Below are 23,737 nucleotides of genomic sequence, written 5' to 3'. Positions count from 1 at the left end.
GGTGAAGCTCTCAGGTTGAGATGACAGAGGGGGAGGGCCGTCCGGGCACCCGCAATGCGGTGCCCCTCGCAGGTCGTACCGACCAGGAGGCCCCCGCATGACAGTCAAGCGTTCCCCCCTCGCCCACCTCGAACAGGGCATCCCGTTCGAGCGGCGCCACGTCGGACCCGACGTGGAAGCCCGCGCCAAGATGCTCGCGCAGGTCGGGTACGGCTCGCTGGACGAGCTGACGGCGACCGCGGTGCCCGAGGTCATCAAGAACGCCCAGGCCCTGGACCTGCCCGCGGCGCGCACCGAGGCCGAGGTCCTCGCCGAGCTGCGCTCCCTCGCGGACCGCAACGAGGTGCTCGGCTCGATGATCGGCCTCGGCTACTACGGCACCTTCACGCCGCCGGTGATCCTCCGCAACGTCATGGAGAACCCGGCCTGGTACACCGCCTACACCCCGTACCAGCCGGAGATCTCCCAGGGCCGGTTGGAGGCGCTGCTCAACTTCCAGACCGTGGTCGCGGAGCTGACCGGACTGCCCACCTCCGGGGCCTCCCTCCTCGACGAGGGCACGGCCGCGGCCGAGGCCATGGCACTGTCGCGCCGGGTCGGCAAGGTCAAGAACGGCGTCTTCCTGGTCGACGCGGACACCCTGCCGCAGACCGTGGCCGTCATCCGGACCCGCGCCGAGCCCACCGGGGTCGAGGTCCTCGTCGCCGATCTGTCCTCCGGCATCCCGTCCGAGATCGCGGAGCGGGGGGTCACCGGCGTCCTGCTCCAGTACCCGGGTGCCTCCGGGGCGGTCCGCGAGCTGCGGCCCCTCATCGTGCAGGCCCACGCACTGGGCGCCGTCGTCACCGTCGCCGCCGACCTGCTCGCCCTCACGCTCCTCACCCCGCCCGGTGAGCTCGGCGCGGACATCGCGGTCGGCACCACCCAGCGCTTCGGCGTGCCGATGGGCTTCGGCGGACCGCACGCCGGGTACATGGCCGTCCACGAGAAGTTCGCCCGCAGCCTCCCGGGCCGTCTCGTCGGCGTCTCCGTGGACGGCGACGGGGACCGTGCCTACCGGCTGGCGCTCCAGACCCGTGAACAGCACATCCGGCGGGAGAAGGCGACCAGCAACATCTGTACCGCTCAGGTGCTGCTCGCGGTCATGGCGGGGATGTACGCCGTCTACCACGGTCCGGAAGGGCTGCGGACGATCGCCCGCCGCACCCACCGCTACGCGACGATCCTCGCCGAGGGGCTGCGGGCGGCGGGCACGGAGATCGTGCACGGCGCGTTCTTCGACACGGTCACCGCGCGGGTGCCCGGCCGGGCCGCCGCGATCGTCGCCGCGGCCCGGGAGGGCGGCGTCAACCTGCGCCTGGTGGACGCCGACCACGTGGGCATCGCCTGTGACGAGACCACCACCCGGGCCCAGCTCGGCATCGTCTGGACCGCCTTCGACGCCGACGCCGACGTCGAGGCCCTGGACGCGTCCGTCGTGGACGCCCTGCCGGGGGCGCTGCTGCGCACCGACGACTACCTGGCGCACCCCGTCTTCCGGCAGTACCGCTCGGAGACGGCGATGCTGCGCTACCTGCGCCGGCTCTCGGACCGGGACTACGCCCTTGACCGGGGCATGATCCCGCTCGGCTCCTGCACGATGAAGCTCAACGCCACCACCGAGATGGAGCCGGTCACCTGGCCCGAGTTCGGCCAACTGCACCCCTTCGCACCGGCGGAGCAGGCGCAGGGGTACCTCACGCTGATCCACGAGTTGGAGGAGCGGCTCGCCGAGGTCACCGGCTACGACCGGGTGTCCCTCCAGCCGAACGCCGGTTCCCAGGGCGAGTTGGCCGGACTGCTCGCGGTGCGCGGCTACCACCGGGCCAACGGTGACGAGCAGCGCACGGTCTGTCTGATCCCGTCGTCGGCGCACGGGACGAACGCGGCGAGCGCGGTCATGGCCGGGATGAAGGTCGTCGTCGTGTCGACCGCGGACGACGGCGAGGTCGACGTCGACGACCTCCGGGCCAAGATCGAGCAGCACCGCGAGCAACTCGCCGTCCTCATGATCACTTACCCGTCCACGCACGGCGTGTTCGAGGAGCACGTCGCGGACATCTGCGCGCAGGTGCACGACGCGGGCGGCCAGGTCTACGTGGACGGCGCCAACCTCAACGCCCTCGTCGGGCTCGCCAAGCCCGGCCGCTTCGGCGGTGACGTCTCGCACCTCAACCTGCACAAGACGTTCTGCATCCCGCACGGCGGCGGCGGTCCGGGTGTCGGACCGGTGGCCGTGCGCGCCCATCTCGCGCCGTACCTGCCGAACCATCCGCTCCAGCCGGCGGCCGGGCCCGAGACCGGCGTCGGGCCGATCTCGGCGGCGCCGTGGGGCTCCGCCGGCATCCTGCCGATCTCCTGGGCGTACGTACGGCTCATGGGCGGTGAGGGGCTCAAGCGGGCCACCCAGGTCGCGGTGCTGTCCGCGAACTACGTCGCCAAGCGCCTCGAACCGCACTTCCCGGTGCTCTACACCGGTCCGGGCGGTCTCGTCGCGCACGAGTGCATCATCGATCTGCGCCCCCTCACCAAGGCCACCGGCGTCACCGTCGACGACGTGGCCAAGCGGCTCATCGACTACGGCTTCCACGCGCCGACGATGTCGTTCCCGGTGGCGGGCACCTTGATGATCGAGCCGACCGAGAGCGAGGACCTGATCGAACTGGACCGGTTCTGCGAGGCGATGATCGCCATTCGCGCGGAGATCGAGAAGGTCGGTTCGGGGCAGTGGCCCGCCGAGGACAACCCGCTGCGCAACGCCCCGCACACCGCGCGCGCCCTGTCCGGTGCGTGGGAGCACGCGTACAGCCGTGACGAGGCCGTCTTCCCGGCCGGGGTGTCGGCCGCGGACAAGTACTGGCCGCCGGTCCGCCGGATCGACCAGGCGTACGGTGACCGGAACCTCGTCTGCTCCTGCCCGCCCCTGGACGCGTACCAGGACTGATGCCGTCGCGGGCCCACGGCCCGTGCCGCAGACAGGGAAGCGGGGCCGGTCCGGAGGTGTCCGGGCCGGCCCCACCGGTGAGACTGCCGGTCCGGTGGGGGGCCTACGCCGCCGTCATCACGCCGTCCGCCCCGAGCGGGCGGTGCGGTGCGATGATCTCGCCGTTGGGCAGCAGCTCACCGGTGTCCTCGAACAGCAGGACGCCGTTGCAGAGCAGGCTCCACCCCTGCTCGGGGTGGTGGGCCACGGCGAGCGCGGCCTCGCGGTCGGCGGACTCCGCCGTCGGGCACGGTGACTGGTGCTGGCACATGGTGGATGCGTTCTTTCGCTGCGGTGTGAAGGCTGTCCTGCGGCTGGACTCGGTGCTCATGGCCGCCCCCCGTATCGTCGGTCTGATCCCCAGTGTTGCCCCACGGGCGTGATTCCGCAGGGATTTCGCGGCAGCAGGTTCTTACTCGTTAGAGACGTATCACCCGCACGGATGGTTCAGCCCAAATGGGTTGCCCGAATGGGGGGTTACGAATGGTCGAAAAGGGCTAGTCCTTTCGGGCTGTTAGCACAAACGGACGGTCCCGGTGCTCTGTGTGAGCACCGGGACCGTCCGTCTGTCGTTCGGTAGTTCTGCCGTTCAGTCGTTCGGTCGGCTGAGGGGGTGGTCGGCGGGTGGGGCCGGGAGGCCGCTGCGCCGACGGCCGTCGGCTCAGGCCGGCGCCGTGAGCGGAGGTGCCGGTGTGAGGCGGTTCCCCAGGGCGGGCAGCAGTTCGGCCGCGCGGTGCGTGCGGTGCGCCGTGACGCCGGGGGGTGCCGGTGCCAGGGGGATCAGCAGGTCGGTCGGCGCGAGGGTGCCGTCGGCGGCGTCGGCCGTGGGGTCGCCGTGCAGCCACAGCGTGAGCATGTACAGCCCGGGAACGGACAGCAGCCGCGCCTGGTACGGGACGGGGAGCGACTCCGCTTGCCGGACGGCCCGTTGGGTGGACGCGATGTACGGACCTTCGAAGAAGTGCGAGAAGGCCCAGCCGTCCGGGGTGAGGACGGTGTCCGCCGCCGCCACCGACTGGTCGCCGCAGCGGATCACGTAACGCCAGCCCGCGAGGGTGGTCGACGATGCGGGTACGAGTGGGTCCAGCACGTGGACGGGCAGCGGTAGTTCCGCTGTGACGGAGCCCTGAGCGGCACGCAGGGCAGGGGTTTTGGCCTCACGGACGGCCGTGGGGGAACCTAGTGCCGCGACGACGCTGCGCAGGGCAGGCGCGGGAGCAGGGGGAAAGACCAGCGGCATGGTGGGTCGCCTCTCATTCACCGGCAGGCGGAACCAGGAAGGGCGCGGACGGCGCTGTCAGCGCGTGGGGTCAGAGGGGGCGAGGCGGCCGGGGGGACAGGGCCGCGAGCGCCAACTCTCTGCCTCTGTAGCGGAGTTTATACGACAGGCGCTCGTTTGATGATTCGCCTAGCTGATCGAATTACGGTGAGCAAGGGGCGTTTCGGTCGGCGTACGGTGGATTTTTCTCCCCATTCGCCATGATTTCAACTTCGTGACCTCGTGATATTTTCCGAGATTGGACGGCCGATTTTCTCCACCGTTTTACGCCACAATTCGGTAACGTCTCCGCGTCCCCGGGGGCGGCTTCCGTGCCGTGTCGGACAGTGATTCCCGCATGTATCGTTCATTGCCCCCTGAAACTGCCCCTTGGGCGACCATGTTCACGGTAGCCGCCCGGGCGCGGGTCATGGGGCGTTATCGATCGTGCTGTCTGGGCATCATCCCCCAGGACAGAGCGGCCGGACGGTGGGCTGCCCACTTCGAGGAGGGACGCTGCGATGGGGGAGAAGGTCGTGGCGGGCGTTGTCGACCTGTCCGATCGGCAGCGGTACCGCGAGAAGCTCCGCCAGTGCTTGGCGGGGCTCGGACGCCTGTTGGTGGAGGAACGGTTCGACCGGCCCAAGAACCTCATGGGCCTGGAGATCGAACTCAACCTGGCCGGCCCGGACGGGCTACCGCGCATGCTGAATGCGGAAGTCCTCGAACGAATCGCCAGCCAGGATTTCCAGACCGAACTGGCCATGTTCAATCTGGAAGTGAATATCGCGCCCCACCGGCTCGGCGGGCGCGTACTGGACCAGCTCGCGGAGGAAGTGCGCACGGGGCTCGCCTATGCGCACCGGAAAGCGAACGAAGTCGATGCCGGAATTGTGATGATCGGCATTCTGCCTACCCTGGCCCAGGACGATCTGGTGCCGGCGAACCTCTCCGCGGCCGATCGTTACACGCTGCTCAACGAGCAGATCGTCGCGGCGCGGGGCGAGAGTTTCCAACTCGACATCGAAGGGGTCGAACGACTCACCTGCACATCGGAGTCCATTGCCCCGGAAGCCGCCTGCACCTCGGTGCAACTGCACCTCCAGGTGACGCCCGCCCGGTTCGCCGGGGTGTGGAACGCTGCACAGGCCGTCGCCGGGGTGCAGATCGCCCTCGGCGCCAACTCGCCGTTCCTGTTCGGTCGGGAGCTGTGGCGGGAGTCGCGCCCCCCGCTGTTCCAACAGTCCACCGACACCCGTCCGCCCGAGGTCGCCGCCCAGGGGGTGCGTCCACGCACCTGGTTCGGCGAACGGTGGATCGACTCCGCGTACGACCTCTTCGAGGAGAACCTGCGGTTCTTCCCCCCGCTGCTGCCGATCTGCGACGAGGAGGACCCCCTCAAGGTCCTCGACGACGGCGGGGTGCCCTCGCTCGCCGAACTCGTCCTGCACAACGGTACGGTGTACCGCTGGAACCGCCCCGTGTACGACACCGTCGACGGCGTGCCGCACCTGCGGGTGGAGAATCGCGTCCTGCCCGCCGGGCCGACCGTCATCGACGTCATGGCGAACACCGCCTTCTACTACGGAATCGTCCGCGCCCTAGCGGAGGACCCGGTTCCGGTGTGGAGCAGGCTGCCCTTCGAAGCCGCGGCGAGGAACTTCGACGACGCGTGCCGCCACGGGATCGACGCCGAGCTCCAGTGGCCCCGACCGGGGCGCCACGGCACCGTACGGCGCATCCCGGCCGTCACCCTCGTCCTGGAGGAACTGTTGCCCCTGGCCGCGGGCGGACTGGACGCCTGGGGGGTGGAGCCCGCCGACCGCGACCGCTACCTCGGGGTGATCGAGGAGCGCTGTCGCAAGCGGGTCAACGGGGCCTCTTGGCAGACGGCGACCTTCCACCGGGCGCGGGAGAGCGGACTGGACCGCCATGCGGCCTTGGCGGCGACGACCCGCCGTTACTGCGAGTTGATGCACGCCGGGCAGCCCGTCCACACCTGGCCGGTCGGCCTGCCGCGGCCCGCCCTGCCACCGGGATGAACCCGCCGGCCGTGGTGGGACGCCCCGGGCGACGCGCCCCCTGATCCGCCCGCGGAGGTCCTCGGGAGAGGATGGGTCCCGCGGCGGGCCGGGGAGCCCGCGCCCGGCAGCGATTCGACTGGAGGCAAGGGTGCAGACGGTAACGGGGTCGGCGGCCGGACCCGGCCCGGCCCGGCCACTGGAGCGGCTCTCACGCCGGACGCTGCGGGACGAGACCCTGCTCGTCCTCGCCCTCTCGCTGGGCGCCAGCGGGGTGTCCGCGCTCATCAGCTTCCTCGGGTCGGTCACCGAGCCGGGCGGGCTCAAGGACCAGGCCGCCACCATGAACGCCTCGGCGGCCCCCGGGCGGCCCTGGTTGGACCTGGCGTGGCAGCTCTTCGGCATCACCACCGCCCTGGTGCCCGTGGCCCTCGTCGCCCATCTGCTGATCCGGGAGGGCACCGGCCTACGGGCCCTCGGATTCGACCGGACCCGGCCGTGGTTCGACCTCGGGCGCGGGGCGGCCGTCGCCGCGGTCATCGGCAGTACGGGCATCGCGTTCTACCTGCTGGCGCGCGGTCTGGGGTTCAACCTGACCGTGGTGCCCGAGGGGTTGCCCGAGGTCTGGTGGAAGTACCCGGTCCTCATCCTGTCGGCGGCACAGAACTCCGTCGTGGAGGAAGTCATCGTCCTCGCCTATCTGCTGCGCCGGTTGGACCAGCTGGGCTTCTCGCCCTGGGCGTCGATGACCGTCAGTTCCGTGCTCCGGGGTTCCTACCACCTGTACCAGGGCATCGGCGGTTTCATCGGCAACATGGTGATGGGGGTGGTGTTCGTCTACCTCTACCGGCGGTGGGGGCGGGTCGGCCCCCTCGTGGTGGCCCACACCCTGCTCGACATCGGGGCCTTCGTCGGATACGCCCTGCTCGCCGGGAAGGTCGACTGGCTGCCGACGCCCTAGCCAACCGGGGGCGCGGCGAGCAACTCGCCGTCGATGACGGTCACCGCCGTGCCGGTGAGGAGCGTGCGCGGGCCCCGTAGCTCGGCCCGCACCAGGCCGGAGCGGGGTGACGCCTGGAGCCCGGTCAGGGTGGTGCGGCCGAGGCGCGGTGCCCAGAACGGGGCGAGCGCGGTGTGGGCGCTCCCGGTCACCGGGTCCTCGTCGATGCCGACCCGCGGGAAGAAGCAGCGCGACACGAAGTCATGGCCCTGGCCGGGGTCGTCCGCCCGGGCGGTGGCGATGACGCCCCGGTCCGAGAACGCGGCGAGCGCCCGGTGGTCGGGCGTGAGCGCACGGACGGTCCGTTCGTCCGTCAACTCGACCACCAGGTCACCGACCTGCGGTCCCGTGTCGTACACCGTCAGCGGCTCGGCGCCCAGCGCGCGTGCGAGTCCGTCCGGGGCGGTCACCGGGACCAGCGGGGCGGTCGGGAAGTCCAGGGTGATCGTGCCGTCCGCGTGCGGCTCGGCGGTGAGGATCCCGCAGCGGGCCCGGAACCGCACCGGCCCGTCGACGAGCCCGGAGGCGGCGAGCACGTGCGCGGTGGCGAGCGTGGCGTGACCGCACATGTTGACCTCGGTGGTCGGCGTGAACCAGCGCAACGCCCAGTCGGCGTCGCCGCCCTGCGGCAGTGGGTGCGCGAATGCCGTCTCGGCGTGGTTCACCTCCCGGGCGACCAGCTGTAGCCAGCTGTCGTCGGGGAAGGCGGCGGGGGAGCCGACGGGGCCGCCGGGCTCCTCGGGCACGCCGAAGAGGAGGACTCCGGCGGGGTTCCCCGAGAAGGGGCGGTCGGTGAAGGCATCGACGATTCGCAGGCGCATGACGGGGACTCTAGGCGCCGGGCCGCCGCACCGGCCAAGGCCACCGGAGGACCACTGGACTGATTCGTGGGACCGGTCCGCGCGCTGGTCGTCAGTGCCGCGCCCGGGCGTTGAGGCGGGCGGCCCGGCGTGTCAAGTGGTCGCGCTCGGCGAGGTCGGACGCCTTGCGGGCCGCCTCGACGTACAGCCGTGCCGCCGTCACCGGGTCGCCGTCGCACTCGTGGAGGTAGGCCGCCACCGCCCAGTAGCGGGGCAGCGACTCGTCCAGCGGCGCGAGCGCTGCCAGACCGGCGCGCGGCCCTTCGGCCTCGCCGACGGCCACCGCGCGGTTGAGCCGGACGACCGGGCTGTCGGTCAGGCGTGCCAACTCGTCGTACCACTCGACGATCTGCACCCAGTCGGTCTCCTCGGTGCTGGGCGCGTCGGCGTGGAGCGCCGCGATGGCGGCCTGGGCCTGGAACTCGCCCGGCCGGTCGCGGGCGAGCGCGGCCGTAAGGATCTCGATGCCCTCGGCGATCGCCCCGGTGTCCCACCGGCCGCGGTCCTGCTCGGCGAGCGGTACCAGACTCCCGTCGGGAGCGGTCCGGGCGGCCCGCCGGGCGTGGTGGAGCAGCATCAGGGCGAGCAGTCCCGCCACCTCGGGGTGGTCGATCCGGGCCGCGAGTTGCCGGGTGAGCCGGATCGCCTCGGCGGAGAGGTCGACATCGCCCGAGTAGCCCTCGTTGAAGACCAGGTAGAGGACGCGCAGCACGGTGGCGACGTCGCCGGGCCGGTCGAACCGCACCCCGGAGACGGTGCGCTTGGCGCGGCTGATCCGCTGCGCCATGGTCGCCTCGGGGACCAGGTGGGCCCGGGCGATCTGGCGGGTGGTCAGCCCGCCGACGGCACGGAGCGTGAGGGCGACGGCGGACGACGGCGTCAGCGACGGGTGGGCGCACAGGAAGTAGAGCTGGAGCGTGTCGTCCACCGAGGGCGCGGGCCCGGGCGCCGGCTGCTCACTGACGAGGTCCTCGCGGCGGCGGCGGGCGGTGTCCGCGCGGGTCGCGTCGAGGAACCGGCGCCAGGCCACGGTGATCAGCCAGCCCTTCGGGTCCCGCACGGGGGAGTCCTCGGGCGAGGGGCCGGGGGAACCGTCGGCGGGCCAGGCCCGGACCGCCTCGGCCAGGGCGTCCTGCACGGCGTCCTCGGCCGCCGCGAAGTCGGCTCCGCGGCGGACCAGGATGCCGAGCACGTCCGGGGCGAGGCTCCGGAGCAGGGTCTCGTCCACGTCAGCGACCGCTCAGGTGATCGGAGGGCAGTGCGGGGCCAGGAACGGGCGCACCTCCAGCCACTCGTGGATCGGTCGCCCGCCCGCGCCCGGGGCGGCCGACAGGTCCCCGGCCAACTCGACGGCGCGCTCGTAGCTGTCGACGTCGATCACCATCCAGCCGGCGATGAGGTCCTTGGTCTCGGCGAACGGGCCGTCGGTGACCGGTGGGCGCCCCTCGCCGTCGTACCGGACGAAGGTTCCCTCGGGGGCGAGTGCCTGACTGTCGACGAACTCGCCGGTGCCTTCGAGTCGGGTCGCGAAGTCGCGCATGTACTGCACATGGGCCGAGATCTCCTGGGGGGTCCACCGGTCCATGGGCACGTCGTTGACCGGAGCCGGGGCACCTCGGTAGTGCTTGAGCAGCAGGTACTTGGCCATGGTGTGCCTCCTGAGTGCTGGTGCGACCCATGGTGGTCGCGTTCACTTCGGGGACGGAGCCAGCCACGGTTTCTCGACATCGCCGTCCGCGTTCCTTGACTCCGGTGGCCGAGTCCGGGTGCGCCGTCCAGCAGGGTCCGGGGCCGGGGGAGCCGGGGTCAGCCCTCGTGCGCCCGCTCGGGAGGCGCTTCGGCCCGTGCGACGGCCGCGTCTAGCAGGGGCCAGCCGTCGACCTCCACCGCCGGCTGCTGCCCCGGCTGCCACCCGCGGGCCGAGGCCGCGTCGAGCAGGGCCCGGACGGCGCCCGGTTCGTGCAGGTTCAGGGAGCCGCCCCGGGTGTGCCCCACGTCGCCGGAGCCCAGGGGGAACCCGCCCGGGACGTACCGGCCGGGGCCCTCGGCGAAGACGATGCGCAGCGGGCCCCCGGTGCCGGCCGGCTGCGGGTACAGCGTGAGGGTCTGGCGGCAGTCCGTGGACCGGCCGTCGTCCGCCACGCGGTGACCGTGGCGGATCGTCCAGAGGAACGTGCGCCCGTCGACCACCAGACGGCGGGGCTTCTTCGGGTGGCGGGGCACGGAGCCGAGCGTACGCGGCCCGGTCCGCGGGGGCGGCACCCCGGGCGGCGAAACCCGGTGGCCGTCCGGGGCGGGCCGTGAAACGTTCGGCCGCATGACTGACGACTGCTTCGCGCATCCACGGCTCGCCGCGATCTACGATCCGCTGCACGCCGATCGCAGCGATCTGGATGCCTACCTGCACCTCGTGGAGGAGTTCGAGGTGCGTCGGGTGCTGGACATCGGCTGCGGCACGGGGGTGTTCGCGCTGCTGCTGGCCGACCGCGGCATCGAGGTCGTCGGCGTCGATCCCGCACGGGCGTCCATCGAGGTCGCCCGGGCCAAACCGGGCAGTGGGCGGGTTCGCTGGATCTGCGGCGACGCGACGGACCTGCCCGCGCTGCGGGTCGACCTCGTGACGATGACGGGGAACGTCGCCCAGGCCGTCGCCGACCCGGACGCGTGGCAGCAGACGCTACGGGGAGCCCACCAGGCACTGCGACCCGGTGGGCGCCTGGTCTTCGAGACTCGGGACCCGTCCCGGCGTGCCTGGGAGGGGTGGACGCGTGAGCAGACCCACGAAGTGACGGAGGTCCCGGGCCTCGGCGCGGTCGAGACCTGGGGTCGGGTGGTCGACGTGAGCCTGCCCCTGGTGACCTTCCGTTGGACCTACGGGTTCGCAGTGGACGGACAGGTGTTGTCCTCGGATTCCACACTGCGCTTCCGGGAGCGGGCGGAGGTCGAGCGGGACCTGCTCGCACACGGCTTCGTGGTGGACGAGGTGCGCGACGCACCCGACCGTCCGGGGAAGGAGTTCGTCTTCCTGGCGCGTCGTCCGTGATCCCCGGAGGAGGTGGGCGCGCCGCCCCCGGCTGCCGGCCGTGACGTCCTGGTGCCCAGGGAAGGCGGCGAACTCCGGTTCGTCGTCAGGCGTTCCGGTCGGCTTCCCGAGCCGCGCGCTCCAGCCGGCTCCGATGGTTCTCCCACCACCCCGCGTCGCCCGGCGGCATGCTGGCGTTGTCCTCGTTCATCCCGACGGCGCCGTCCAGGTGTTCCCGGAGGATGTCGGCGTGCCCGGCGTGCCGGTGCGTATCGGCGATCACGCGCACCACGGCGTGGTGCAGCGTCACCTCGTCCTTGCCCTCGGGCCACCACGGCACCCTGCCGGTCGTGTCCAGCGTCAGCGCGTCGATCGTCGCGTCCGCGTGTGTCCACGCCCGGCGGTACAGCTCCACGACGTACGTGCGTGACTCGTCCGCGGTGGCCCACATGTCCGCGTTGGGCTCCGCACCCTCGTCCAGCCAGGGCAGCGGCTCCCCGGACGGTCGTCCGAAGGTGTCGCCGAGGTAGCCCAGTTCCACGCTGGCCGCGTGTTTCACCAGGCCCAGGAGGTTCGTGCCGGTCGGCGTCAGCGGGCGGCGGGCGTCGTACTCCGAGAGCCCTTCCAGCTTCCACAACAGGGCGTCACGGGCGGACTGCAAGTAGAAGTGGAGGTCGTTCTTGGCATCCGGTGTGGTCATCGGGCCAGTCTGTCGCGCCCGTGATCTTCGGTCACGGTCTTTTCCCGTCGACCGCGGTGGACCGGGCAGCAGGGACGGGTCGCGGGACGCGGACTGACCTGCGCCAGTGATGGCTGGGGGCCAGCTGGGACACGCCGTTCGAGGCGACCCAACATGCCTGCAGAGCCGTGGGCTGGGAGTTCGAGTGGGTCGGGCGGCCCGAGCCGGTGTTCACGGCGAACATCCGCTGGCTGTCCCGATACCGGCGGGCCCGCTGCGGCCGACCGGTGGCGGTGGCGGATCGGCTCCGGGAGGCCTTCCGCGAACCGATGGGGCTATAGGAGGGCGCTGGGCTGGTCGGAGACCGGTTGCAGGTTCTGCCGGTGCTGTTCCATCTGTTGTGGTCCGGCGCTCTGCTGACCGATCTGGCGGGAGGACTTGTGGAGACCGACAGTCTCGTCTGGACGGAGGGAATCCGATGGGCGGCTTGAAGCGGCCGCCAGCCTTGGTGGTCGGCCAGAGGGTCCGGTTCGAGGGCCAAGTGAGGGGGGCTCAAGGTCACCGCACGGGCCGTGGTGCTGGAGGACGCCGAGGCACCGCACCGCGTTGTCGCTCTGATCGACCTATTCGAGACCGCGGACTTCGAGATCCTGTTCCAGCCCGAACGCGTGCCTCTGAATGGCGGGAACCTGGCCGAGCTGCCCTCGCGACGGACTCTCTACCGACTGGTGGCGAAGCTGACGGCAGGCACGCATGCGACTGGGTCGGCTGTCACACGCAGGTCGAAGGCCCATGGGGCTGCTGCCCCGTTCGAAGTCCGTCGACGCCAGCGTGCTGCTGGCCCGCACGGTCACCCCGGAGCTGATGAGACCGGGCTGGGTCGACGCGCTGAAGATGTCCCGCTCGGTGCTGCCGCATGCCCGGATGCTGACCCTCGATGAGCGTCTGGAGCATGCGGCAGCCAAGCCGGTGATCGTCCCGGAGATGAGGGGCCGTCCAACTTGGGCACGGATTGCCGCCGTCACCGGCCGTGACCCCGAACAGCTACGGAAGACGCTCGACACCGTCAAGTGCAAGAGATGCGGCTCCGACTTTGCGGTCACCCGCACGTTCGGCGTCATGCCCGTTTACTGCTCGACTCGATGCCGCATCCCCCAGAAGCATCCAGTCATGGAACCCTGCCGAATCTGCCGGCAGCCGATGAAGATCCAGTTCGGTCAACGTCACCGGCTCTGACCCATTGACCGCCGCAAGGACGGCCGGACTCGGCGATGGTGCTCGCGTAAGTGCTATCGGTTGTCCCGTGGCTGGCCTGAGCAGCCGCGACGGAGTGAGGCCGTGCTTTGAACGTGGCTAGGTGTACTGACCGGGCACGTTGATTGAGAACAGGGGACCTGATCGGCAATCACGATGCGGGGGTTGAGTGACTGTCAGCCAGGTCCCTGGCGAGCTGACTGATGCGTGCGCGGGCCGTCTCAGGGGCGAGCACCTCGATGTGGTCGCCGAACTGGAGAAGCTGACGCACCGACTCGATGTCGGGGTAGCGCACGACGACGACGCACGAGCCTTTTTCCGCGTCGGAGACATGGTGGATCCGGGTGCCGAGGATGCGCCGCGCCAGGTCGAGACCCTTTTCCGGCAGGCGGATGGTCACGCTCACGCGATCTTGCTCCTCAGTGCGTTTCTTCAACACGGCCCATCTGGTGCGGAGGGTTTCGCCTGGTTGGAGCACGGCTGGTGCGTCTAGCTGTTCGAAGGCCGACAGTCGTTCCAGAGCGAGCAGCCGGCTGTCGCCCTGGTCATCGGCGACGAGATACCAGCGACCTGATTTCGCCACGATCCCGTACGGGTCGACCACCCGTGTCGAGGCCTGGCTCTCGGCGCTGCGCCGGTACAGGATTCGAAGGCGTCGCCGGTGTCGCAGGGTCGAGGCCAGATCCGATACTTCGACCGCTGCCTCGGGGGCAGCAAACCACGCGGTGCTGTCGACAAGCACAAGGTCGGCCAGCCGCAGCGGGCTCGGCGACTCAGGTGCTGCAGCCTGGCGGGCGGCGATCTTGCGCTCGGCCGACTCCCACACCGCAGTTAGGCCCATTCGCTCACGTAGCGCGCTGTCCAAGCCGGCTACGGATAGGGCCTCCAGTTCCGGTGGTTCCAGATGGGATGCGCTGAGCCGTGCACTGGAGAGCAGGACGATCCCGCCGTTCCGCCCACGTTCGGCATAGACGGGCACGCCCGCTGTCGATAGCGCCTCGACGTCCCGCAGCACAGTCCGCCGGGACACCTCAAGACGCGCGGCGAGCTCCGTGGTAGTGAGCCGCTGACGGGTCTGCAAGAGCAGCAGGAGATGCAGGAGTCTTGAAGCCTTCATGCTTACCCATGTTCTCAGAAAAGGTGACAGGTTCCGTCGCGATTGGTTGATCCACTGGGTGCTGGACCGAGAAATCAACGAGTTGAGGAGCACTCCATGCCCGCACCGAACCTGTTCCTGATCGGCGTCCGCGACGCCGAGGCCGCCGCCGCCTTCTACAGCGACCTGTTCGAGATCGAACCGACCTTCACCAGTCCCCACTACGTAGCCTTCGAAGCTGCCCCCGGTGTCCTGTTCGCCCTGTGGACGGGCTACAGCGAGCACGCGGTCCCGAGCCTCCCTCGTACGACAGAGATCGGACTCATGGTGCCGAGGCCATCGCAGGCGATTGACGAGATCTTCACGAGGTGGGCCTCGAAGGGGGTCCACGTTGTGCAGGAGCCGCATGATGCTGTCTTCGGCCGCACGTTCGTGATCACGGACCCTGACGGCAACCTCATCCGAGTCTCCCCGGTCGACTGACCTGCACCATCCCTCCCCGCATATCTCCAAGCTGAAGGGCCGGCCACACACCATGGCCGGCCCTTCAGCCTGTCTAGGAGCTCAGAAATGTCGCATGCGAACGCGGCCCTCACCCCGCGCCACCGGCTGAAAGCCGCTCGACTCGTCGCTGACGACGGCTGGCCAATCAGCGAAGTCGCGGCCCGCTTCCAGGTGTCCTGGCCGACCGTGAAGCGCTGGCGACTCCGTGGACGGACCAGGGCGTGTTGTCCAGCCGCACCGTGCTGTCGCCGAGGTCTACGGCCCAAAGGCTCTCGACACTTGCCGGCGGCCGGCCGTCCTCGTCCATGTCCATGCGGAAGTGGACCTTCACATGGTCGTCACCGAACCATCATCCACTTCGCATCCACCAGGCCGGACGGCGGAGTGCGGAAGGCGGGCGCCTCCGGATCCGGCTGGCAGCCCGCCACGCTCGCCGACAGGCAGCCTCCAGGTGATCGGCTTCTAAAGAACGACCTGGCAGGCGATCAACGATCGCTGGCACAGGTCAGCGGACATCACTGCGGCGGGTCTTGTTCGATACAAGTTATCGATATATCGTTGAGGTATCGCGATCGATCAACGATGGATGGAGTGAGCGAGATGCGTACTCATGGGCATGAACACGGACACGGTCCGTGCGGCCCCGGCCATCAGGGCCGGGACGGCTTCGACGGGCGCCGGGCCGCCTTCGGGCCCTTCGGGCCGGGCTTCGGACCCGGTGGTGGGCACTGGGGCGGACGGGGTCGGGGCGGGGCGCCGGGACGGGCGCGGCGCGGCGATGTGCGCGCGTCGATCCTGGCCCTGCTGAAGGACCGCCCGATGCACGGCTACGAGATGATCCAGGAGATCGCCGAGCGCAGCGGCGGGGCGTGGAAGCCCAGTCCGGGTTCGGTGTACCCGACCTTGCAGCTGCTGGAGGACGAGGGGCTGATCAGCAGTGCCACCGAGGGCGGGAAGAAGCTGTTCTCCCTCACCGAGTCCGGTCGTCAGGCGGCCGAAGAGGGGCCCGACGCTCCCTGGGACGCGGCCGGGCGCGGGGTCGACTGGGAGGCGCTGAACGAGGTCCGGCAGGCCGGGTTCGGGCTGCTGGACGCGTTCGGTCAGGTCTGGAAGTCCGGTAGCAAGGAGCAGCAGGAGAAGGCGCTTGCCGTGATCGGTGACGCCCGCAAGAAGCTGTACCTGATCCTCGCCGACGGGGACTGAGCAGCGGCCGGGCCCCCTCGCCGCGCGGTGCGGGAGGTGCCGGGTGCGCGGCGGGGTCGGCCCGGCCGGCGGTTTCAGCGGGGGCGCTGGATCTCCGCCGCGTCGAACACGTCGAACGCCCGGGGGTGCGGCCCCTCGTCGTGGCAGTGCCAGGCGTCCCAGAACAGGTCCGCGGGCAGGGCGTCATCGGGCGCGTAGACCCGGTACACGTAGCGACGGCCGTCGATCGACGGCAGGGTCACGAGCCAGTACGCGAACTCCATGCTCCTGAAGGACGCCCCCGCGGCGGTGCCGGTTGCCGATCGGAAGGGCATGTTCCGCTCGGGGGCGGCTGGGGGCGGCTGGGGGCGGCGGCCCGGGGCGCGCTCCGCAAGGGGACGCGCCCCGGAAGGGGAGGATCACACGATCTCATCCGTAAGGAGGAGAACCGGAACATCCATACCCAACCAGTGTCGGACCCGTAAATGCTCCCTCTTGGTGATGCGCTTTCCCCGCCCGGTTGATGGGGTGGGGGATGTGCACCTCCCCCTTCCGCAGCAGCCCGCCCCCGGCGGTGCCACGCCCCTTCCCGCCGACGACCTGCTCAGCGTCGAGATGATCGCCGTGGTGGCGGGTGCGAGACGGCGGGCCGTGCGTGACGGCGACCGCCAGGTCGACACCGCCCACCTGCTGCACTCGCTGCTGGAGACTGATCCCCTGGTCCGGGCGCTGTTCGGAGACGGTCCGCAGGCCGCCCGGCTCCTCGGGTACCTGGTGCAGCGCAGCATCGGCTACGGACTCCAGTGGCAGTCCTCGGTCGAGGACTCGGGCGCGCTTCCCGTCGCGCGGGGCGCGGTGGGTGTCGCGCGCTGGTCACCGGCGGCTGCCGCCGCGATGGACCGGGCCGTGCTGCGCGCTCGGGCCCGCGGCGACGAGCGGGCCGGCGGGCTGGACCTGTTCGTCGCGCTGGCCACCGACCGGGAGTGTCGTGCGGTGGAAGTGCTGCTGCACGCCGGGGTGGAGCCCGCCCGGGTCGTGGCGCGGGTCGAGGCCGGGCCGGCCGACGCGGGGTGCGAGGAGCGGGGTGGCGGCGGGGGGCGCCTGTCGTCCTGAGCCTGGGCCGGACCCGGATGTGAGACGGATGACAGGGCCGTGGGGGCTGACGCTCCTGACGGTGTTTGACATCATGTGCCGGTGCACACGACTGGGGTGAATGACGGTGGCCGGCGCCGCGGCGTCGGCCTGGGGATCGCGCTCCTGTCAGCCGTCGCCTTCGGCGGTTCCGGCGTCGCGGCGAAACCACTGATCGAAGCGGGCCTGCACCCCCTGCACGTGGTGTGGTTGCGGGTCGCGGGCGCCGCTCTCGTCATGCTGCCCCTGGCATGGCGTCACCGGGACCTGCTGGTGCGGCGCCCCGCGCTGCTCGCCGGGTTCGGCCTGCTCGCCGTGGCGGGCGTCCAGGCCCTCTACTTCGCGTCGATCTCCCGCATCCCCGTCGGCGTCGCCCTGCTCGTCGAGTACCTGGGTCCGGCCCTGCTCCTGGGCTACATCCGCTTCGTGCAACGGCGGCCGGTCACCCGTGCCGCCGCGGTCGGCGTGGTGCTGGCCGTCGGCGGCCTCGCCTGCGTGGTGGAGGTGTGGTCGGGGCTCGGCTTTGACGCGCTCGGGCTGCTGCTCGCCTTCGGCGCCGCCTGCTGCCAGGCGTGCTACTTCGTCCTCTCCGACCAGGGCAGCGACGCCGGCGACGAGGCCCCCGATCCGCTGGGCGTCATCGCGTACGGGCTGCTGATCGGGGCGCTCGCCCTGACGGTGATCTCGCGGCCCTGGACCATGGACTGGTCACTGCTCGCGGGGACCGCGGACATGGACGGGCGTCCGGTGGCCGCGTACCTGCTGCTCGGCTGGGTGGTGCTGATCGCCACCGTCCTCGCTTACATGACCGGGGTGCTCTCGGTGCGGCGACTGTCACCGCAGGTCGCCGGGGTCGTGGCGTGTCTGGAGGCGGTTGTCGCGACGGTGCTGGCCTGGGTGCTGCTCGGGGAACAGCTGTCCGCGCCGCAGATCGTCGGCGGGTGCCTGGTCGTGGTCGGTGCGTTCATCGCCCAGTCCGCGGCGCCGGTCAAGGGCTCGTCCGAACCGGTGGCCGGGGGCGGTCCGGTGCCCGCCGGACCGGCCGCCGCCCCGGTGGTCGGGACGGCCGACCGGGAACCCACGGGTTAGAGCACGGCGAGGTACGGGGGCACGGCCGTTCCCGGTGCGAGGTCGTCGGCCGGGACGAGGGACCCGTAGGTCTGCCGGACCGGAACGACCCCCGCCCAGTGGGGGAGCGGCAGGTCCTCGGGGTCGTCGTTGGGGCCGCCCGTGCGGATCTTCGCCGAGACCTCGTCCAGGTCGAGCCTCAGGACGGCCGTCGCCGCCAGTTCCCTGGCGTTCGCCGGACGGGAGTCCCGGGAGCGCTCCGGGACCACGTGGTCGACCAGGGCGTCGAGGGCCGTGCGCTTCTCGTCGGGGTCGGTGACCGTCCGGGCGGTGCCCTGGACCACCACCGAGCGGTAGTTGATCGAGTGGTGGAAGGCCGAGCGGGCGAGCACCAGCCCGTCCACGTGGGTCACCGTCAGGCACACCGCCAGCCCCGGATCCGCGTCCCCGGCGAGCCGGAGCGGCCGGGAGCCAGTCGAGCCGTGCACGTAGAGGCGTTCGCCCACCCGTCCGTACAGCGTGGGCAGGACGACCGGGGTGCCGTCGCGGACGAACCCGAGGTGGCACACGTAGGCGGCGTCGAGTATCGCGTGAACGGTCGCGCGGTCGTAGGCGGCCCGCTCCCGGGAACGGGTGGGGACGGTCCGCTCCGTCGGTGCGTAGGCGCTCTGGTCCGGCATCTCCGGCTCCCTCGTGGTCATCGGCCCTCGGCCCGGGGGCTCCGCACGGAACTCCGGATGGAATCCCGGACGGAACTCCGTGCAGAACGATTGCACTAGTGCATAATGTTGTTTGTGCTAGGAGAATATCCCATCCAGGGTCGAAGGGCATCGGAGATCGCCCGCAGCGTCGAACAGGCCGTCGCGTCGGGCGCGTGGGAGCCGGGGTCCGCGCTGCCCCCCCAACGCGCCCTGGCGGAACGCCTCGGGGTGAACCCCAACACCGTCGCCGCCGCCTACCGGACGCTCCGCGAACGCGGGGTCATCGAGACCGACGGCCGCCGCGGCAGTCGGGTGCGCGCCAAACCCGCGGTCACCACCCGCGCGGCGATCCGGGTGGACGTGCCCCCGGGCGTCCGGAACCTGTCGGACGGCAACCCCGACATCGCCCTGCTGCCCCCGCTCACCGCCGCGTTCACGGCCGCCGCCGTACGCGCCGACCGCGATCCGGTGCTGTACGGGGCCGAGCCCGTCGACCCGGACCTCGCCCGGTACGCGCGGCGCGCGTTCGACCGGGACGGCGTGCCCGACGGACCGACGGCCGTCACCTCGGGTTCGCTGGACGCCCTGGAACGGGTGCTCACCGCCCATCTGCGGGTCGGCGACACCGTCGGCGTGGAGGACCCCGGCTGGGGCAGCCTCCTCGACCTCGTCCCCGCGTTGGGGCTGCGCGTCGCCCCCGTGGCGGTCGACGACGACGGTCCGCTGCCCGACGAGGTGGCGCGGGTGCTGGCCGCTGGTGCGCGCGCCCTGATCGTCACCGACCGGGCGCAGAACCCCACCGGGGCGGTGATCGGGGCGGACCGCGCACGGTCCCTGCGCGCCGTACTCGGGCGCCACCCCGACACGCTCCTGATCGAGGACGACCACGGCCACGGGGTCGTCGACCAACCGCTCCACCCGCTGGCCGGCGGCACCGCCCACTGGGCCCTGGTGCGGTCCGCGGCCAAGGCGTACGGCCCCGACCTGCGGGTCGCGGTACTCACCGGCGACCAGATCACCCTGGACCGGGTGCGGGGTCGCCAGAGCCTGGGGCCCGGCTGGGTCAGCCTGCTCCAACAGCGGGCGGTGGCCCACCTGTGGAGCTCCGGGGCGGTGGACCCCCACGAGGTGGCCGCCTCCTACGGGGCGCGCCGCGACGCCCTGATCGCTGCACTCGCCGCACGGGGCGTCGAAGCCCGGGGACGGAGCGGCATGAACGTCTGGGTCCCGGTGCCCGACGAAACGGGAGCGGTCGCGCGATTGCTGCACGCGGGGTGGGCGGTGGCCCCCGGAGCGCGGTTCCGCACCCGGACGCCCCAGGGGGTGCGGATCACCGTGTCCACGCTGTCCTGCACCGGGACCGGGACGGACGTCGAGGAACTGGCCGAAGCGGTCGCCCGGGCGGTGGCCTCCGCCCCGGCCCGGCGCTCCACCTAGGGTCCGCGGCCCCGGACCGCCGGGCGGACCCGTTCGCACCGGCGTGCACGGCGCACCAGTACGCCCCGGCCGTACTCGATCGGACTCCGCGCGCCCTACCGACGGCCGGGGACCGCAGTGATGATGAGCGGACCGCACGTGATCCAGACGACTCCGCGCGCCCGGCCCCGGCCGGGGGCGCGCGGTGGAAGGGGTCCAGATTGTTGCTGCTCATATCCCCCGACGGTGTCGAGGAAGCCCTCGACTGCGCGAAGGCCGCGGACCACCTCGACATCGTCGACGTCAAGAACCCCGACGAGGGCTCGCTCGGCGCGAACTTCCCCTGGGTCATCAGGGAGATCCGCGACGTGGTCCCGGCGGACAAACCGGTCTCCGCCACCGTGGGAGACGTCCCGTACAAGCCCGGCACGGTGGCCCAGGCGGCGCTCGGCGCGGTCGTCTCCGGGGCGACCTACATCAAGGTCGGCCTCTACGGATGCACGACCCCCGAACAGGCCGTCGACGTCATGCGCGGGGTCGTCCGGGCGGTGAAGGACCACCGACCGGACGCGTTCGTCGTCGCCTCGGGCTACGCCGACGCCCACCGCATCGGTTGCGTCAACCCGCTGGCCCTGCCCGACATCGCCCGCCGCTCCGGCTCCGACGCGGCCATGCTCGACACCGCCGTCAAGGACGGGACCCGACTGTTCGACCACGTTCCGCCGGAGGTCTGCGCCGCGTTCGTCCGACAGGCCCACGACGCCGGTCTGCTCGCCGCCCTCGCGGGCAGCCTGAAGACGGGGGACCTCGGCGAACTGACCCGCATCGGCACCGACATCGTGGGGGTGCGCGGAGCGGTCTGCGAGGGCGGCGACCGCACCACCGGCAGGATCCAACCGTCGTTGGTGGCCGCCTTCCGGGCGGAGATGGACCGGCACGCCCGGGAACACGCGGCTGCCGCCCCCACCGCGAGCTGACCGCGGCCATGGCGACCCGACGGCCCCGTCGCGCGCCCCGAACGCCCGGCGAGCACTTCGCCGTCCTCGACCCGGCCACCGGCGAGGACTTCGCGCAGGCCCCTGACCAGCAGCCCGAAGAGTTGGACGCCGTCGTCGCCCGGGCCCGGGAAGCGTGGCGCAGCTGGCGCGCCGACCCCGTCGCACGCACCACCGCGCTGCTCGCCGCAGCCGACGCGGTGACGGCGGCCGGGGCGGACCTCGCTCCCCTCCTCACCCGTGAACAGGGCAAACCCCTGGCCGAGGCGGAGGCGGAGATCGCCCGTACGGCGGCCCGCCTGCGGTACTTCGCCGCGCTCGCGCCCGAACCCCAACCCCAACCCCTCGACGACGGCCGGCCGGTGCGCAGCGAGGTCCGCTGGCGCTCCCTCGGGCCCGTCGCCGCGATCGTTCCCTGGAACTTCCCCCTCCAGCTCGCCTCGGCGAAGTTCGCGCCGGCGCTCGCCGCGGGCAACACGATGGTGCTGAAGCCCTCCCCCCACACGCCCCTCGCCACCCGACTGCTGGGGTCCGTCGTCGCCACCGCCCTGCCCGAGAACGTGCTGACGGTCGTCACCGGTCAGGAACCCCTCGGCGCCCGGCTGGCCTCCCACCCGGGCATCCGCCAGGTGACCTTCACCGGTTCGGTGCCCACCGGGCGGGCCGTCGCGGTGGGCGCCGCCGCCTCGCTCACCCGGGCCACCCTGGAGCTCGGTGGCAACGACGCCGCCGTCCTGCTGGAGGACGTGGACGTGGAGCGGATCGCGGACCGGCTGTTCTGGGCGGCGTTCCGCAACTGCGGGCAGGTCTGCATGGCGGTCAAGCGCGTCTACGTACCGGCCCGGCTGCACTGCGACGTGGTCGAGGCCCTGGCCGAGCGCGCGAAGGCCGTCGTCGTCGGAGCCGGCCTCGACCCGGGCACCCAACTGGGCCCGGTCAACAACGCCCCCCAGCTGGCCCGGGTCGAGCACTACACGGCCCGGGCCCTGGCGGACGGCGCCCGCGCCGCGGCCGGGGGCCACCGACTGGACCGACCCGGCTACTTCCACGCCCCGACGATCCTCACCGACGTCCCGCCCGACAGCCCGGTGGTGACGCAGGAGCAGTTCGGCCCCGTGCTGCCGGTGCTGCCGTACGGGAACCTCGACGAAGCCGTGGCGGCGGCCAACGACACCGGCTTCGGGCTGGGCGGCTCGGTCTGGGGCACCGACCTCGACCTGGCCGGGGCCGTGGCCGAGCGACTGGAGTGCGGGACGGCGTGGATCAACCACCACGCCGAACTGTCCCTCGCCCAGCCCTTCGCGGGCACCAAGGACAGCGGTGTCGGCGTCGCCGGCGGGCCGTGGGGGCTCTACGGCAACCTCAGACCGTTCGTCGTGCACCGCCCGGAGGGGCCATGACGAGGAGGTTCGAGGCGGCGGTGCTGCGCTCGCCCGAGGGCCGGTTCGCCGTCGAGGAGGTGATCCTCAACGCGGGCCCGTCCGCGGGAGAGGTCCTGGTCGAGATCGCCGGCTGCGGGATGTGCCGGACCGACCTCGCGGTCCGGCGCGCGCCGGGCGGCTCGCCGCTGCCCGCGGTGCTCGGCCACGAGGGGGCCGGGGTCGTGGTGGAAACGTCCGGTCCGCTCACCGGTCTGAGCGAGGGCGACCACGTCGTCCTGAGCTTCGACTCCTGCGGCCACTGCCGGAACTGCCTGTGCGGGGCCCCCGCCCACTGCGACTCCTTCGCCTCGCTCAACCTCTTCAAGGGGCGCGAGGAGCACGCCGCGCGGTTCACCGACGCGGCCGGGCGCCCACTGGCGCCCCGGTGGTTCGGCCAGTCCTCGTTCGCCGCGTACGCGGTGGTCCCGGCCCGCAACGCCGTACGGGTCGACCCCTCGCTGCCCGTCGAACTGCTCGGGCCGCTCGGCTGCGGTTTCCTCACCGGCGCCGGAGCGGTCCTCCACTCCTTCGCGATCGGCCCCGGCGACACCTTCGCGGTCTTCGGAGCGGGCGCGGTGGGCCTGGCCGCGGTGATGGCCGCCGCCGCCTCCGGGGCGGTGACCGTGGCCGTCGACCGACACCCCGGGCGGCTGGCCCTCGCCGAGCGGTTCGGTGCGACCCCGCTGCACGCCTCCTCGGCCGACCTGCCCGGCCGCATCCGACGACTGACCGACGGCGGTGCACAGTTCGCGCTCGACACCACGGCCTGTGCACCGCTGATCAACGATGCCCTACGGGCGCTGCGGCCGACCGGTCACCTCGGTCTGGTGGCGCGGCTCCACACCCCGCTACCGCTCGCACCCGGGACGCTGGACCGGGGCCGGCACCTGTCCCACATCTGCGAGGGCGACGCGGTGCCGGGGCTGCTGATCCCGCGGCTGATCGGGCTGTGGCGGGCCGGGCGGTTCCCCTTCGACGAGCTGATCCGTAGGTATCCGCTCACCGACATCAACGAGGCCGAACGTGACTGCGCGGCGGGCCGGGTGGTCAAACCCGTCCTGCTGCCGCGCGCTCGTGGAGGAACGGGACGCCCGTAGCCAGGGCGTC

Annotated in this window: 23 protein-coding genes and 1 pseudogene; 14 read left to right on the top strand and 10 right to left on the bottom strand. The window is 71.8% G+C overall.

The window, feature by feature from the left end; translation table 11 throughout:
- Window positions 1-97: 97 nt before the first annotated feature.
- A complete protein-coding gene (gcvP, locus tag ACFV88_RS28325) occupies window positions 98-2,983 on the top strand; it encodes an aminomethyl-transferring glycine dehydrogenase (RefSeq protein ID WP_385494769.1) in 2,886 nt (961 codons plus the stop codon).
- Window positions 2,984-3,086: 103 nt separating this feature from the next.
- Here the strand turns inward: gcvP and ACFV88_RS28320 are convergent, their stop codons facing one another.
- Window positions 3,087-3,293 (bottom strand): DUF5999 family protein, encoded by a 207-nt coding sequence (locus ACFV88_RS28320; protein ID WP_385494783.1) that lies wholly within the window; start codon window positions 3,291-3,293, stop codon window positions 3,087-3,089.
- Window positions 3,294-3,683: 390 nt separating this feature from the next.
- Window positions 3,684-4,262 (bottom strand): hypothetical protein, encoded by a 579-nt coding sequence (locus ACFV88_RS28315; RefSeq protein WP_385494768.1) that lies wholly within the window; start codon window positions 4,260-4,262, stop codon window positions 3,684-3,686.
- A 539-nt stretch (window positions 4,263-4,801) separates the two neighbouring features.
- Between ACFV88_RS28315 and ACFV88_RS28310 the strand changes: the two genes are divergently transcribed.
- Window positions 4,802-6,322, top strand: coding sequence for a glutamate-cysteine ligase family protein (locus tag ACFV88_RS28310; protein WP_385494767.1), 1,521 nt, complete (start codon window positions 4,802-4,804; stop codon window positions 6,320-6,322).
- Between the two features lie 130 nt (window positions 6,323-6,452).
- Window positions 6,453-7,262, top strand: coding sequence for a CPBP family intramembrane glutamic endopeptidase (locus ACFV88_RS28305; RefSeq protein WP_385494766.1), 810 nt, complete (start codon window positions 6,453-6,455; stop codon window positions 7,260-7,262).
- Here the strand turns inward: ACFV88_RS28305 and ACFV88_RS28300 are convergent.
- The 4 genes from ACFV88_RS28300 to ACFV88_RS28285 all read right to left on the bottom strand — a co-directional run bounded on the left by ACFV88_RS28300 (window position 7,259) and on the right by ACFV88_RS28285 (window position 10,384).
- Window positions 7,259-8,122, bottom strand: a complete 864-nt coding sequence (locus ACFV88_RS28300; RefSeq protein WP_385494765.1) for a PhzF family phenazine biosynthesis protein — start codon at window positions 8,120-8,122, stop codon at window positions 7,259-7,261. The two genes, ACFV88_RS28305 and ACFV88_RS28300, sit on opposite strands and share 4 nt — an antisense overlap.
- A 91-nt stretch (window positions 8,123-8,213) precedes the next feature.
- Window positions 8,214-9,389 carry an RNA polymerase sigma factor gene (locus ACFV88_RS28295; RefSeq protein WP_385494764.1) on the bottom strand — a complete coding sequence of 392 codons (1,176 nt, stop codon included), beginning with the start codon at window positions 9,387-9,389 and terminating at the stop codon, window positions 8,214-8,216.
- A 12-nt stretch (window positions 9,390-9,401) separates the two neighbouring features.
- Window positions 9,402-9,809, bottom strand: coding sequence for a YciI family protein (locus ACFV88_RS28290; protein ID WP_385494763.1), 408 nt, complete (start codon window positions 9,807-9,809; stop codon window positions 9,402-9,404).
- 158 nt (window positions 9,810-9,967) lie between these two features.
- A complete protein-coding gene (locus ACFV88_RS28285; RefSeq protein ID WP_385494762.1) occupies window positions 9,968-10,384 on the bottom strand; it encodes a hypothetical protein in 417 nt (138 codons plus the stop codon).
- Window positions 10,385-10,478: 94 nt separating this feature from the next.
- Between ACFV88_RS28285 and ACFV88_RS28280 the strand changes: the two genes are divergently transcribed.
- Window positions 10,479-11,204 (top strand): class I SAM-dependent methyltransferase, encoded by a 726-nt coding sequence (locus ACFV88_RS28280; RefSeq protein ID WP_385494760.1) that lies wholly within the window; start codon window positions 10,479-10,481, stop codon window positions 11,202-11,204.
- An 85-nt stretch (window positions 11,205-11,289) separates the two neighbouring features.
- Here the strand turns inward: ACFV88_RS28280 and ACFV88_RS28275 are convergent, their stop codons facing one another.
- Entirely contained in the window at window positions 11,290-11,883 is a 594-nt protein-coding gene (locus ACFV88_RS28275) for a DinB family protein (RefSeq protein WP_385494759.1), read from the bottom strand.
- A 771-nt stretch (window positions 11,884-12,654) separates the two neighbouring features.
- Here ACFV88_RS28275 and ACFV88_RS28270 point away from each other — a divergent pair.
- Window positions 12,655-13,098, top strand: a complete 444-nt coding sequence (locus ACFV88_RS28270; RefSeq protein WP_385494758.1) for a hypothetical protein — start codon at window positions 12,655-12,657, stop codon at window positions 13,096-13,098.
- Window positions 13,099-13,267: 169 nt separating this feature from the next.
- Here the strand turns inward: ACFV88_RS28270 and ACFV88_RS28265 are convergent, their stop codons facing one another.
- A complete protein-coding gene (locus ACFV88_RS28265; protein ID WP_052856606.1) occupies window positions 13,268-14,233 on the bottom strand; it encodes a YafY family protein in 966 nt (321 codons plus the stop codon).
- A 96-nt stretch (window positions 14,234-14,329) separates the two neighbouring features.
- Here ACFV88_RS28265 and ACFV88_RS28260 point away from each other — a divergent pair, with 96 nt between their 5' ends.
- From ACFV88_RS28260 to ACFV88_RS28250, 3 genes and pseudogenes are all read left to right on the top strand, one after another.
- Window positions 14,330-14,695: a VOC family protein gene (locus ACFV88_RS28260; protein ID WP_385494757.1), complete on the top strand. Its 366-nt coding sequence runs from the start codon at window positions 14,330-14,332 to the stop codon at window positions 14,693-14,695.
- Window positions 14,696-14,782: 87 nt separating this feature from the next.
- A pseudogene (locus tag ACFV88_RS28255) lies at window positions 14,783-14,914 on the top strand (helix-turn-helix domain-containing protein); the annotation flags it as partial.
- 402 nt (window positions 14,915-15,316) lie between these two features.
- Entirely contained in the window at window positions 15,317-15,919 is a 603-nt protein-coding gene (locus ACFV88_RS28250; protein WP_385494782.1) for a PadR family transcriptional regulator, read from the top strand.
- 74 nt (window positions 15,920-15,993) lie between these two features.
- Here ACFV88_RS28250 and ACFV88_RS28245 read toward each other — a convergent pair whose 3' ends face one another.
- Window positions 15,994-16,182 carry a hypothetical protein gene (locus ACFV88_RS28245; protein WP_385494780.1) on the bottom strand — a complete coding sequence of 63 codons (189 nt, stop codon included), beginning with the start codon at window positions 16,180-16,182 and terminating at the stop codon, window positions 15,994-15,996.
- Between the two features lie 217 nt (window positions 16,183-16,399).
- Between ACFV88_RS28245 and ACFV88_RS28240 the strand changes: the two genes are divergently transcribed.
- On the top strand, window positions 16,400-17,011 hold the full coding sequence (locus ACFV88_RS28240; protein ID WP_385494756.1) for a Clp protease N-terminal domain-containing protein: 612 nt from the start codon (window positions 16,400-16,402) through the stop codon (window positions 17,009-17,011).
- Between the two features lie 75 nt (window positions 17,012-17,086).
- A complete protein-coding gene (locus ACFV88_RS28235) occupies window positions 17,087-18,118 on the top strand; it encodes a DMT family transporter (protein WP_385494755.1) in 1,032 nt (343 codons plus the stop codon).
- Here the strand turns inward: ACFV88_RS28235 and ACFV88_RS28230 are convergent.
- On the bottom strand, window positions 18,115-18,777 hold the full coding sequence (locus tag ACFV88_RS28230) for a pyridoxamine 5'-phosphate oxidase family protein (RefSeq protein ID WP_385494754.1): 663 nt from the start codon (window positions 18,775-18,777) through the stop codon (window positions 18,115-18,117). The two genes, ACFV88_RS28235 and ACFV88_RS28230, sit on opposite strands and share 4 nt — an antisense overlap.
- A 114-nt stretch (window positions 18,778-18,891) precedes the next feature.
- Between ACFV88_RS28230 and ACFV88_RS28225 the strand changes: the two genes are divergently transcribed.
- The 4 genes from ACFV88_RS28225 to ACFV88_RS28210 all read left to right on the top strand — a co-directional run bounded on the left by ACFV88_RS28225 (window position 18,892) and on the right by ACFV88_RS28210 (window position 23,727).
- Window positions 18,892-20,235, top strand: coding sequence for an aminotransferase class I/II-fold pyridoxal phosphate-dependent enzyme (locus ACFV88_RS28225; RefSeq protein WP_385494752.1), 1,344 nt, complete (start codon window positions 18,892-18,894; stop codon window positions 20,233-20,235).
- Between the two features lie 200 nt (window positions 20,236-20,435).
- A complete protein-coding gene (locus tag ACFV88_RS28220) occupies window positions 20,436-21,191 on the top strand; it encodes a (5-formylfuran-3-yl)methyl phosphate synthase (protein WP_385494751.1) in 756 nt (251 codons plus the stop codon).
- Between the two features lie 8 nt (window positions 21,192-21,199).
- Window positions 21,200-22,609, top strand: coding sequence for an aldehyde dehydrogenase family protein (locus ACFV88_RS28215; protein ID WP_385494750.1), 1,410 nt, complete (start codon window positions 21,200-21,202; stop codon window positions 22,607-22,609).
- On the top strand, window positions 22,606-23,727 hold the full coding sequence (locus tag ACFV88_RS28210; RefSeq protein ID WP_385494749.1) for an NAD(P)-dependent alcohol dehydrogenase: 1,122 nt from the start codon (window positions 22,606-22,608) through the stop codon (window positions 23,725-23,727). The genes ACFV88_RS28215 and ACFV88_RS28210 overlap by 4 nt, the downstream gene beginning before the upstream one ends.
- Window positions 23,728-23,737: the final 10 nt, after the last annotated feature.

This window comes from Streptomyces sp. NPDC059816 (genome assembly GCF_042732055.1).
Taxonomy (GTDB): Bacteria; Actinomycetota; Actinomycetes; order Streptomycetales; family Streptomycetaceae; genus Streptomyces.
The sequence above is the reverse complement of the archived record's forward strand: the minus strand, read 5'-3'. Positions and strand labels throughout refer to the sequence as shown.